9 protein-coding genes and 1 pseudogene are annotated in these 12511 nt (G+C 47.6%); 1 reads left to right on the top strand and 9 read right to left on the bottom strand.

Annotation, left to right across the window (positions count from 1 at the left end; translation table 11 throughout):
• The 8 genes from KCG43_RS20990 to KCG43_RS20955 all read right to left on the bottom strand — a co-directional run.
• On the bottom strand, positions 1-600 hold a 600-nt coding region (locus KCG43_RS20990), incomplete at its 3' end, for a hypothetical protein (protein WP_218387396.1).
• 120 nt (positions 601-720) lie between these two features.
• Positions 721-1344: an imm11 family protein gene (locus tag KCG43_RS20985; RefSeq protein WP_218387386.1), complete on the bottom strand. Its 624-nt coding sequence runs from the start codon at positions 1342-1344 to the stop codon at positions 721-723.
• Between the two features lie 121 nt (positions 1345-1465).
• The gene (locus KCG43_RS20980) at positions 1466-2062 is read right to left on the bottom strand and encodes an imm11 family protein (protein WP_218387385.1); all 597 of its coding nucleotides are present in this window, start codon (positions 2060-2062) and stop codon (positions 1466-1468) included.
• 4 nt (positions 2063-2066) lie between these two features.
• On the bottom strand, positions 2067-5279 hold the full coding sequence (locus KCG43_RS20975) for a PAAR-like domain-containing protein (RefSeq protein WP_218387384.1): 3213 nt from the start codon (positions 5277-5279) through the stop codon (positions 2067-2069).
• Between the two features lie 299 nt (positions 5280-5578).
• Positions 5579-8692, bottom strand: coding sequence for an efflux RND transporter permease subunit (locus KCG43_RS20970; protein ID WP_255558130.1), 3114 nt, complete (start codon positions 8690-8692; stop codon positions 5579-5581).
• A complete protein-coding gene (locus KCG43_RS20965; protein ID WP_218387382.1) occupies positions 8692-10080 on the bottom strand; it encodes an efflux RND transporter periplasmic adaptor subunit in 1389 nt (462 codons plus the stop codon). Before KCG43_RS20965 ends, KCG43_RS20970 begins: the two co-directional genes overlap by 1 nt.
• A 10-nt stretch (positions 10081-10090) precedes the next feature.
• Positions 10091-10735, bottom strand: a complete 645-nt coding sequence (locus tag KCG43_RS20960; RefSeq protein WP_218387381.1) for a TetR/AcrR family transcriptional regulator — start codon at positions 10733-10735, stop codon at positions 10091-10093.
• 99 nt (positions 10736-10834) lie between these two features.
• Positions 10835-11431 (bottom strand): GNAT family N-acetyltransferase, encoded by a 597-nt coding sequence (locus KCG43_RS20955; RefSeq protein ID WP_218387380.1) that lies wholly within the window; start codon positions 11429-11431, stop codon positions 10835-10837.
• 148 nt (positions 11432-11579) lie between these two features.
• On the opposite strand from KCG43_RS20955, the gene KCG43_RS20950 reads away from it, so the two are divergent.
• On the top strand, positions 11580-12248 hold the full coding sequence (locus KCG43_RS20950) for a beta/gamma crystallin domain-containing protein (RefSeq protein WP_218387379.1): 669 nt from the start codon (positions 11580-11582) through the stop codon (positions 12246-12248).
• A gap of 69 nt (positions 12249-12317) precedes the next feature.
• Here the strand turns inward: KCG43_RS20950 and KCG43_RS20945 are convergent.
• Positions 12318-12511: pseudogene (locus tag KCG43_RS20945) on the bottom strand (phosphotransferase); the annotation flags it as partial.

The raw sequence follows: 12511 nt of genomic DNA, 5'->3' as shown, positions 1-12511 counted from the left end.
GCCTGGCCCCCAGTTCTGAATGTTCAGAAAATTAACACCAGTCAACCCAGCTGCTTTTAACGCAACAACAACTGACTCATGGTAGAGATAGTGGGGTTTTTCATGAAGCCTGAATACCAAGCGCTCGTGTAAAGGAACCAAATCTAAAACTTCTTCGTTCAATGTCATCTTTTTCAAATCAAATCGATCATTCTCATACGTACCATCATAGACAGATCGCTTCGGATGTAAGGCTCGATGATTTTGCCAAATATGAATTAGATAATGCTCTTTCCAGATATTCCCTCGATTTTCTATATAAGCAGGGTAAAAATCGACTCCGGGGAGCTGAAATGAATCCAAAATATTTTTAAATTTCTCAGACACTAGACCTGCTGGCAAGACTTCATGATAATCACAAGGTTTGAAATTACCATCATCGCCCATAGTTATGTGCACATACCCAGGACCAAGGACTTTTCTTTTTATCGAGCGCATAGAAAGCAGCTTCAACAATCCATCATCAGATTTCTCACTTTCAGAAATCATGTAAGGAGCTGATTTACTATCCTCTGTTAATAAGTAATATTGATTGTCGTATTTCGCTTTATTTTCGTGCATGTAACTTCCCAATGAAAAGACTTAGCCACAGCTCTTAGAGTAAAAAGTTATTACAGCCAACCGTATCTATCATTAAAGCCCCACTTAAGTGGCCAACATCAATCACACTATTAATATCAATTACAAATCATCATAAAAATCATCGTCATCTTCAAAGGCAGATCCGATAGACCAGTTATCGACACGGCGAAAGCCTAAACCACTGAGGTCAGAGGCTCTGAGGGCTGCAACGACAGATTGATGAAACAAAAAAACAGGTTTTTCTTTCAAGGTAAAAACAAGCCTTTTTTCTAAAGGTACTTGATCCAGTACCTCTTCATCTAACGACAGTTTCAATAGAGTAAACCTGCCACCGACATAGGTTCCAGATATTTCACTGCGTTTCTTATCAATCGCTTGATGATGATTCCAAATATGCATAAAGTAATAATCAGACCATGTTTTATCATCATTAACAATGTCAGTTTGATAAAAATCTATGCCCGGCAAGTTAAACGGAGCCAGAACTTGCCTGAATTTATCAGAGACCAATTGTTCTGCGGTTTCATGATAGTCACACGGTTGGAACTTGGCGCGATTACCTTCTGATATGCCTACCCGACCCGGTCCCAATACTCTTCTGTGAATTGGATGAATGGCCATGAGTCTTCCTAAGCCTTCATCAGAACCATCAATCTGATCTAACATATAATCCGTTGCACGACCACTTTCGTTTAACATGTAGTATTGACTATCATATTTCATTTTCTTGCCATTATACGATTTGTCTTCAAATCAACTATCTCTCAAACTGTTGATAATCCAGTATATAGAAAAAACATATGGCCACCATAAACACTTTCGCAGCCATTGTCGTAATAGTCTGTTATTCAAAGGCCGAACCAATTGACCATTCATCTACCCGCTGAAAACTCAAACCTGTGAGATTTGCCTCACGAAGTGCTTGCACAACTGTTTCATGAAATAGGAATTTTGGCTTCTCTTCCAATGTGAATATTAATCGTTTTTCTAAGGGAATTTTATCTAGTACATTTTCATCTAATGATAACACCTCTAACGTAAAATCATCATCTACATAAGTGCCATCTATTTTTGATCGTCCATGGTGGATTGCTTTATGATGATTCCAAATATGCATAAAGTAATGTTCTTTCCAAATAACATCACCATTAATTATATTTGTCTTATAAAAGTCTATACCTGGTAAATTAAACTTAGTAATAATATTCTTGAATTTTTCAGATACAAGCTGCTCTGGCGTCTCATGATAATCACATGGCGAAAAGTTAGCTACATCACCATCAGATATTTCTACCACACCAAGCCCTAAAACTCGACGATTAATGGAACGAAGAGACATCAAATGGTCTAATCCCTCATCGGAGTCTTCTGCATGATCCAACATATAACTGCCTGACTCAACACTTTCTCGAAGAAGATAATATTCAGAATCGTATTTCATTATTTTATTTCCCTAGCCTCAATGTTCCTGAGAATTTTCCTATGCCGAGATTATGGTTACGTTTTAGTTCGCAAGGACATCCTCTCTGTCCATTTTTTTTCTTCTCCGTAATACTTGAAACATTACTGCATCCAAGTGGATTTCCTTCTTTAAAGTCCCGACTATCAAGTGCAATCGTCCATGAGAAGCTCTCAATATAACGCAATATCTTATTACTCTTTTTTTTCATTTCAAATTCAAACTTAGAATTCAAAATATTTTGATCACCAGCAAACTTACATAACTTTCCCTTTTCAATCATTCTTTTAACATCCATAACAAGTTCTCTTGCCGCTTTAGGATATAACAGTCCCGCATTCCTCTCAATTAGATCTGAGTTGAAATCTTCAATCTCTTTCAAGACCACGCTATTATCAAAGCTATCCTTTATATTTTCCTCATATTTATTCAGATCTGAAACCGCACCGGAAACATTAGTATAGGCTATACCTTTAGCGTGAGTTCCTTTATGCCTTTGAATGGATAACTCACACGCCAAAGTCATATCTGAAGGTAAAGTCACAAGGTTGTGAGTACCATCGATATCATAGCTAAATTTATCAAATAATTTTTTTATTCTTTTGCTTTTCACAGCTTCTTTAGGTATTACATGGTGGATTTCAACTGAGTTGCTTCCTATAAACCAATCATGGTCGTTTGGAAAAACTTTCTTTCTTTTCTTATAAGCATCTGCCATATTTTTCTTATGCGAACCATCACCATTATTCCCTTTTCCCGGCTTCAACCGATTCCGGTTTTTACATTTAGCGTCATCGCAGATCGGGCAATGTTTCGGCAGGTTAGTCTCATTATCCTTTTCATGCTGTTTTTTATCGTGGCGGTTGAGCGTGGTCTTTTTGCTGTCGGAGATCTTCATCAGCACATCAATCAAACCTTCCAGTGCTTTACCACCGTTTCGGGCAGTGACGCCACCGGTAATAGCGACAGCAGCAACGGGGGCACCGACACCACCACTGACAGCACCGGCCAACGCAGTACCGCCCGTGACAGCGGCAAAATCGATACCTTTTTGCGTACCCTGCGACACCGCCAGGCGCGTCAGTTCATCCGCTGGCATGGCTTCCAGAAAAAGGCGTGGCAGGCTGGCAAGATATGATCGTGTTTCAGGATCAACCACTAACAGCAAGAGTATTTCCATTGCCTGACTGGCTTCCTGCAGACCCAGTTTCACCCGGTCAACTTGCTGCAGTTTGCGCTGCATCACGTCTATATCACCGTCCACAATTGCTTTCACCAGCAGGTCGATACCAATATCGGCTTCGTCCATCAGTTCGCCGAATTCGCCAAAATCAGGCAGATAGTCGGTGACACCTGAGCTGATCCCCATGCCGGTGCTTTTCGCATAAGACCAGCTTTGCTCCAGAAATGACAAGTCATCAAAGGCGTCTTTACGGCTGCGCATTTCTGCCAGTTCTTCTTCAACGCTGGCCTTCAGTTCAGCAAACTGCTCTGCTGCAATTATCGGCGCGGTTGCAGCCTGTTGGCGGGCAGTCTGTACCATGTCGCCAACCAGGCCATTCAGTGCTTCAGGGATCGCTTCCCTGTGTTTTTCGAGTTCCTTTTCTGCCTTTTTCGCTGCTTCTTTATCACCAAACGTCACTTCAGCGCCGACTTGAGGCACGCCGTACAGCATCACACTGCCGTTCGCATCCAGTTTTCCTTCCTGTTTTTCGCCATTGGCGAACATGACAGAGTAAGGCACATAACCTGCTGGCGTTTGCTCCATGTCATCGTATGTCAGTCGAATCGCCAACGGCGCTGGCAATGCGTTCAGCGAGTGCACCACATCGGTAATGCTGCCGCCCTGCGTGGTGCGCTGGTTATTGGTCGGCACCACCATGATGTTTTCGCCCTTGCTGCGAATGGTGGCGATTTTCTGTTTCAGGCCGTTCATCGCCGCTGAAATGTCATCAGGCAGGTTTTTGCGGACCGTTTTCACCGATTCCCGATGGGCTTTGATGTTGTCTGAGATATAGGTATAACCACGGGTATCTGAGTGAAAAAGGATCGCTTCCAGCCTGGCATCCGTTTTTTCCAGAATGCTGCCGCATTCGCGACTGAGCAGGGTTGCCTTGGCGTCCCAGTCCAGGTTGTCCAGCCACTCACTCGGGTTGCCAGTGCCCAGATGACGCATGGAAGCCAGCAGGTTGTTGCCGGATTCCTCTTTGTGATAATTGACGAACAGATCAAACAAGACGCCGTCTGCTTCCAGTATCGGCAGCATGGTGCTGATCAGGCCGAGGATGTCTTGCTCCGACACGGGCTGCTGGTCAAAGAAGTTGATCAGACGCGCTGCGATCTCTTCTGCCTGACCCGGTTTGGGGTTCAATGGCAGATGCGCGCGAATTTCCACTTCCAGCATGTGACGAAATTCAAGGCTGTCTGCCAGCGTTTCGCCCAGATAGCCCCAGATGCGCTTTTGCATATCGCCTCTCGGGACCCAGAATGGCACGCACATGTGTGATGCGCGGTCAAAAAACACCTCGTCATCAAGCGTGGCTTTATCCGGGTTGGCAGGGCGAGGATAATTGATTTTATAAGGTGCTGGCGCTTCACCGTATTCAACGGTGCAGCCTTTGGTGGGCAAGCCGTCAACAATGGCTTCACCTGCGTTATTCAGTGTGCCTTCTGCCAGAACGGCACCGGATTCATCTTTCAGTTTGAAAGGGGCATTGGCGAGCGGTTTACCGGACGTGTAACGACATTGAACACGCAGCGCATGGGTTTTGTCTTCATCTGGCTGAACAGTCACCGACGGGTTTTCACAACCAAAACACATGGTATTGCCTGCGTTCATGGTCATCATGTCGGTTTTACGGGCCACCCCGACACCTTCAATTTTCACTGTAGAAGATGCTGTGGTGAATTTGGCTTCCGCTTCGGTCGTACCGGAAACAATGCCTTTTTTATCGCCGCCTGCATCGCCGGTGCTGCACGAAAACTGGCTGCTTTTCAGGGCAATGCTATTGCCACCATCGGCGGTGACGGTTGTGCTTCCATCGGCCAGGTCGGCCGACTTGGCATTGTTTCCGTAAGGGATAGGAACAACGGGTGGCCCGACCGTTGTCATACATACATCCGGGACGGCAGCATTCGCTTCACCGCCAGACCCTTTATGAACAATACTCAGACCATCAGCACTGATCGTGACTCCCATGACGCTTTCCTCATGAACTGAACAAGAATACGGCGATATTCTATCAGATGCTTAGCGACTCATCCTATTGATAGAAAAGAAGAAACAGCCTGTCAAAATCACTTTTTTAGCTGTCATTACGACACTTGTTCATATCTGTGAAGCGGATCAATGTCGTCAAATTTTTGAACATCACGGGGTGTCTTGCATTCAAAATGTGCGGTGTCTGAGTCCATCAAAGTGAAGACGATGGTTGATTTCAGCGTACTGAAGCACAGATCCAAATCCCATGGTCACACAGTCCCTTTGGGCTTAAGATCTCAGCTTTCCGTCACAGGTGTCCAGCTTTTATACGCCTTCAGTGCACGATAATCAGCCAGAATGCCGTAAATGCAAGGCACCACGAACAACACCAATAGGCTTGCGGCCAGTAAACCGAACGTAATGCTGATCACTAACGGGATCATGACCTGCGCCTGCAGGCTGGTTTCGAATAACAAAGGCAGCATGCCAGCAATGGTGGTCACGGTTGTCAGTAACATGGCCCGGAGACGCGCTTCACTGGCTTTTCGGGCTGCATCCTGCAAGGACATCCCCTCCAGAACATTGGCTTTCACATAAGTCACCAGCAAAATAGCATTATTCACCACAATGCCAGCCAATGAGACAAATCCCACCATGCTGGGCATGGTCAGCGGATACCCCATCAACATATGGCCTGCAATCACACCGATCAGTGACAACGGAATCGCCAGCATCACAATCAGGGGTTCAGCATAAGTCCGGAACTGAATACTCAGCAGCACAAAAATACCGATCAATCCGATCAGAAACCCATTGCGGACCGAGGTCTGGGTGATGCGGCTGTTTTTTATCTCGCCCTCCACCTGAAGGGTGATGCCGGGAAAGCGGGTTTGCAATTCAGGCAGAAAACGCGCAAGTGTATCCGTCACCACCGCTTGGGCATTGGCTTTCTGGCTGTGAACTGCGCCAAATACAGTGACGGTCTGCTGACTGTCAATACGATGAATCCGCGAGTAATCCCGTTCAAAATAGATATCAGCCACACTCAGCAAGGGGATACGGTCTCCGGTCCGTGGATGAAGCAAAGGAAAATATTCCAGAGATTCAAGATTCAGCTGACTCTCGGCGGCAAGCTGTACTGTGATTTCCAGATCATCAATTCCCCGGTAAATCTCATCGACGGTCACACCATGAAATGCCTGCCGAAGCTGCGCTGCGGCCTGAGCAGATGTGAGGCCCGACGCCAAAGCTTCCGGTTTGAGTGTAAACCTGAGCTCGGGCTTACCCGGCCGTAAATCATCGAACACGTTATAAACGCCCGCATACCCTTTCAGCCATTGCTGGAGTTCGTAGGACGCCTCTGACAACTGCGCAAGATCCCTGCCCTGCAAGCGTAATTCAATGGCTCTGCCTGCAGGACCGAGAGACGGCTCGGTGAAAATCACCTGAGCAACCTGAGGCAGCGCCGGTAACGCGTCTGACCAGGCCTGAGTCAGGGTATCCATTTCTGTCACCCGCTGCTCAGCCGTGAGCAAGTCCACACTGATCGTTGCCAGATGCGCGCCGGTCTCAAAGGCATCCGCATTGTGGCTGTAGGTGACGGTAACCGCTTTCACCAGCGATTCAGATGCTTTCGACGCCAGTGAATCAGTGGCTTGGTTTAGCGCACTCAGTACGCGATCAACCGACTGCGCTGTGACATGGAACGGAGTCCCGGACGGAAGGATCAGCCTTGCTTCCAGCACATCCCCATCCATGTCGGGCAGGGCCTGAAACTTCAGATGACCACTCACCAGCATCCCAACCGAAAGCATCAGTAATGCGAGACTGCCCCCAAGGACGGCATAGCGGTAATGCATGGCACTTTCAACCGCCTGCCCCGTGCGCTGCTGCAATTGCAGAAATACCTGATTGATTCGGATCCTGAATCGGTTGTCCGGCGATGGCTTGTCATGCATCAGGGTATGATGCAAATGGCTGGGTAATATTAAAAACGCCTCAATCAGACTGACCGAGATCACCACGAGTAATACCGCAGGAATCACACGAAGGACCTGTCCAATTTCTCCTTCAATGAATAATAAGGCCCCAAAAATCAACACCGTGGTTGCAAAAGAAGACAGCACTCCGCTGGCCACACGAGCGACCCCGTCTGTCACTGCTGCGAGCGGCTTTTTTCCCAGTCTGGACTGCTCGGCAATGCTTTCTGAAATAACAATGGCATCGTCCATTAAAATGCCCAATGCCAGTAACAGCGCGACAATACTCATCATATTCAGCGTGATGCCAAGCGATGACAGGACAAAGAAACTCGCCAGAAAACTTACGGGTAATCCGGCAACCACCCAGAAGGTAAAACGCAGGCGAAAAAACAGCAGCAAACTCAGAAACACCAGAATCAATCCCTGCCAGGCGTTTTCTATGAGCATGTTTAAACGATCCACCACGATCGAGGTATTGTTCTGAATCAGGGTAAGCTGAACACTCTCGGGGAGATGGTCATGCTCAGCCGACACAAAGGACTCAACTGCGGCAAGTACAGACAAGCTGTCATCCGTGATATTTTTCCGGACATTCAGCAAGGCCGCTGGCTGTCCGTTTAATCGGGCCTGATTTTCCGGCTCACTGAATCGCTCTTCAATCGTCGCCAGATCGCTCAATTGGATCTGGCTGCCCGTGTGCCCGCTTAAAATGGTCAGATTGGCCAGTTCAGCCGCAGTGACGCGTTGATCATCCAGACTCAGATCATACGATCTGGACACGGTCTCTAAGGATCCCAGAGGCAGGTTCAAATTCTGGGAAGCAATCCGCTGACTGACCTCTTCCAGTGTTAATCCGTAAAAACGGAGTTGCTCCGGGCTGACTGACACCCGAAGTTGCCGCGTTGAAAAGCCTTCAATCCGGACGATCGGTATCTCAGGTTGCCGCAACATTTTGGTTTTCAACTGCTCTGCCAGTGTTTTTAATTCCGTCTGGGACAGACCGGACGCCGTCACAGCAATCGTCACCACGGGGCTGGTTCTCCCCATCTCTTCAACGACTGGGGTTTCCGCTTCATCCGGAAAGCTGTCAATACTGTCAACGGCTGAGCGGATGTCTTCCTGAAATACCGAAAAGTCCCGGCCTTCCACCATGGTCAGTGTCATCTGCGCGAGGTTATTCCTGGCCTCACACAAGACTTCAAGCAGATTGGGGATCGCTTCCATCGCATCTTCCAGGGGGCGACAAATCCCGTTTTCAACATCTCTCGGACTTGCTCCAGGATAGGGCACCAGCACACGCACCGTATCTGAAGCAAGCCTGGGGAAGGTCTCCCGTTGTAAGGATGGCAGTGTCAATAACCCTGCCAGAATCAGCAGGATCATCAGTAAATGAGCTGCCGTCGGGTGGCTGGCAAAATATCGGATCATCACTGGCCCACTCCTGCCGACTGCGCCAGCATAGTCGGTGTGGCTTCCAGGCGATCCGGCGTCAGCGATAACGGCAATCCATCCAGTGCGGGCTGTACATCACTGGTGATCACTCGGGTGCCGTCCGGAATATGACCCGGTGTAAACAACGCCCAATCCTGCATCGTCAGGCTGGCCGTCGCAGGCACACGGCTCAAACGCCCCTGCTTGTCGGCAGTCAGAAGAGCGCCAGCATGCAGCGCATGGCGCGGCAGAACCACCGCCTCAACCGGGGAACCCACCAGCGTCGCAATGACTGGCATCCCTGCCAACAAAGGCGGTTTTTTGCCCGGCGACAAAAAACGGTAAGGCTGATCGACCGTCAGGGTAATACTCAGTGTGTGCGATTGCGGATCCAGCGACTCCCCCAGATTCACAATCTGCCCGCGCCAGACCGATTCCGAAAAACCCGGCACCTGTATCGTGGATTCAAGCCCCAGTTGACTCAGCAAGGGGCCGAATTGTCCCGCATCCGTCAGATCAACCCCAGTTCCGTGATCTTCAAACAGTAGCTTCAAAAAGGGTTTGAGTTTCGCGATAGGGAACTGCGCTTTCACTTCCATCTGATCGATACCGCTGGCTTCAAATAAGCGTTGTCCCGCAGGCACATACTGGAAGCGATCCGTATGAACAGCGGTAAGCCGACCGGTAAAAGGCATCACAATCCGGGTCCGGTCTAAATCTCGCTGGGCCTGTGTAACTTTCGTTTCAGCCAGTGCATGTTTTGCTTCCAGCACATGGCGTCTTGCTGGCAGCGTGGCGATTTCATTTTCCAGTATCGCTTGCTGCTGGCGGAGCTGAATCAGTTTTTGCCGTTCACTGTCGACCTGAGAATCGGATTGTGCGCCCCGCTCGCTCAACGTCCTTTTCCGCTTCAGTTCACGCTGTGCCACTGCGATGTTCTCCTGAATCAGCGCGTCACGCTGTGTCAGGTTCTCCGCAGTGGTATCGATTTCCCGTAAATTCGCTGCTGCAATCGCCCGCTCCGCTTTCGCCTGAGTGAGTGCCAGATGATAGTCCGCAGGATCCAGCTCAACCAGCACCTCCCCCTGATTCACAAGACTGCCTTGTTTCAAATAAGGCGAGACCCGGACCACCTTTGCAGACACCTCAGCCAGTGCCACCACTTTTTGGGTCGGTTCAATGAAACCATGCCCCACCAGTTCGGGACGAATCACCCTTGGCGCCGTTTCGATAAAAGTTACAGCAATGGGCGTCATTTCAGTTGACTGGTGGTTGACTGGTGGACGTGTTTTGAACAGCACAACCAACATCAGCAATCCCACCACAGCGAGCATGGGCAACGCGAGTTTGGATTTTAAAATGACTTTCAGACGATTGCATTTCATGTGGAGCCCCTTACCTGGGCGGACTGCCCAAACCTTGTGTGAGTAATAACGTCAGATGCTGTTTCCAGGCACTGGAGCGAAGCACCTGGCGATCAACGCCCAGTACATCCTGAATCAATGGCTCGGCAATCATTGGAAAAGCCATCAGACTGATCAGCGATGCGGTGGCAAATTTCGGATTAATATCTTCACGGAGAATGCCTTTCTGCTGCAAAGTCGTGAACAGATTCAGCAAGGATTCCCCCATCCGGGCAGGAAAGGTTTTCACGAAATGCGCTCTCAGTTTTGCCTCGCGAGTCAGCACTTCGTCTTTGATCAAATGAACCAGCCATGGTTCTTCAGACATCATGTCTGCGATCCGGTCAACCAATACCGGTAAAACGGATTCTGGCTGGGTTTCAAGTAAAACCACGACTTCCTGTATCCGCTGCTGGCGCTGACGCCCGCTCCGGTCCAGAAGCGCGATAAACAGCCCTTCTTTGTTCCCAAAGTAGTAACTGATCATGGCGGATTGTGTGCCGGCTTCCGCTGCCAGCTCACGAATGGTGATGGATTGATAAGATTTTTGATCCAGTAATCTTTCGGCAGCATCAAGGAGTGCCGACATCATCTGTGCCTGTTTTTCAGGATCTTGTGGTCTGCCTCGGGACATCATTTCTCATTTCATTAATCAAGTGATTAACAAAATCATAGATGCATTCAGTGAATGATTCAATCCTGTCATTCAGATCGCAGATCAAAACTTTAGAAAATGTCAGTCGCCGCGCAGGTGATAGATCATGGTGGTTGAGCCAGAAAAGCCAACAAGCCATTTCAGATAAGGAAAACGATCGGTTCTGACTGGGAGGAAACCTTTTTCGTCATACAGTTTTCTGGCTCTTGGGTTACTGTCGATAACGTCGAGCCGCACTTTCTGATACTGATTTTCACTGGCATACGCAATAATGTGCGATAGCAGTTTCGAACCAAGCCCCAGGCCACGACAAGCAGGATCCACCACGATGCCGTCCATGATCAGCTCTTTGGGATCAGGCTTGCGTTCAAACAAACTCAGGACAACCGCTGCCCAGGTTCCGCGCCAGAAGCCCAGTACTCTCCATAACCGTCTTAAGGTTATCCCGCCCGTCAGTGATCCCTGCGCGGTCTGATACCCGGCAATACCCACGATTTTTCCATTCGAGATCACCACAAAAGAAAAATCCGGATTAAAGGATTCAGCCAGCAAATGAATCCGCTGCGCTTTGCTGGGAATCGCGGCTTTAAACTTATGTCCAAACGCATTTTCATACAGTGAGGCAACGGCTAAAGCATGGGACGCATGCCAGCCTTGCTGAATGTGAGAGTCATTCATTGTCCATACCTTTCACTTTTCTTTATTATTGACAACAAACCATATTCTTCAAACTGACCGCTTTAAAACGGATTCAAAATCACAATTTAGACATTATCAAAAAAACAAACTGCTTTATTTATGGTTTTCACAATAACACTGAGCGTCTATGGTTAATTTGCTAGTGAATCAGCAGTCTTTACTTCTAACAGAAAAGGGTAGAAAAATGGTAAAAACAACAGACGTGGCGTTTTATCGTGAAAAAAACTTCGGCGGATCACCGGACTACTACCAACTGGGCGATGATATCACTTTTCACTTTGGTGATGACTATAACGACAAATACTTATCGTTGAAAGTGATTAACCCCGTAAAAGTTCATTGTTATCAACACACTGATGGTTCAGGCATCTTTAAAAGCTATACCCATGGGGACTACGCCAGTATTGAAGAAATGCATGGTCTTTCTAAGTTTCAGATTGTTAATATTGACACACACTTTGCCGTCAGTATGCGTTTGATTGATGAAACCGGTGGTGAGCCTCGCCAATTTTTAATGACATTCAACGCGCACAATATTGGTGATGCGGAGTTTTGGTCTGGTGAGGAAACATATACATATTTACCGGTAACAGAGAATAGCGAGTTAATTACCTGTGCTATTTACATTAGAAATATAGCTACAGGTGAATATATAGCCAATGGCTCCATGTATTTCCATTACAACACTACTCACGGCATTATAGATGTGGTTACACCAGGAGAAACCTTCCCTCCCAATTTAAAAATAACACGCGTTGACAGTACAAAATTCGACTTTACCTTAGTTGCACAATAATAAATAACCTGCAAAGCCTCGCCATCGTATAATGCGCTGAGGCTTTCATTGCGATACTCAGATAATTCTTCAACAAATACCTTCAATGATTTTATTCTCATTTAAAGATAAATAGTCAATATCCGCCAGATAACCCGCTGCAATGTGCTGTGCGAACTGCTCGTCGCCAGTGTCAGCCTGTGCCAGCATGAAAGTCACTAAGCTTTGCAAGCGTGTGATAATCTCAGTCACCAATTTCTGTCTGTCTGAATTGGAGACGCAGT

Source organism: Photobacterium sp. WH24, from assembly GCF_019204055.1.
In the GTDB taxonomy this organism is placed as follows: Bacteria; Pseudomonadota; Gammaproteobacteria; order Enterobacterales; family Vibrionaceae; genus Photobacterium; species Photobacterium arenosum.
Note: the sequence above shows the minus strand (reverse complement) of the source record. Positions and strands in the feature narration are given on the sequence as shown.

What these genes read in the sequence shown, in the direction of transcription:
- KCG43_RS20970 (WP_255558130.1), bottom strand. Translation starts at nt 8,692, where the DNA reads ATGATCCGATATTTTGCCAGCCACCCGACGGCAGCTCATTTACTGATG.
- KCG43_RS20980 (WP_218387385.1), bottom strand. Translation starts at nt 2,062, where the DNA reads ATGAAATACGATTCTGAATATTATCTTCTTCGAGAAAGTGTTGAGTCA.
- KCG43_RS20960 (WP_218387381.1), bottom strand. Translation starts at nt 10,735, where the DNA reads ATGATGTCCCGAGGCAGACCACAAGATCCTGAAAAACAGGCACAGATG.
- KCG43_RS20985 (WP_218387386.1), bottom strand. Translation starts at nt 1,344, where the DNA reads ATGAAATATGATAGTCAATACTACATGTTAAACGAAAGTGGTCGTGCA.
- KCG43_RS20950 (WP_218387379.1), top strand. Translation starts at nt 11,580, where the DNA reads ATGGTTAATTTGCTAGTGAATCAGCAGTCTTTACTTCTAACAGAAAAG.
- KCG43_RS20955 (WP_218387380.1), bottom strand. Translation starts at nt 11,431, where the DNA reads ATGAATGACTCTCACATTCAGCAAGGCTGGCATGCGTCCCATGCTTTA.
- KCG43_RS20965 (WP_218387382.1), bottom strand. Translation starts at nt 10,080, where the DNA reads ATGAAATGCAATCGTCTGAAAGTCATTTTAAAATCCAAACTCGCGTTG.
- KCG43_RS20975 (WP_218387384.1), bottom strand. Translation starts at nt 5,279, where the DNA reads ATGGGAGTCACGATCAGTGCTGATGGTCTGAGTATTGTTCATAAAGGG.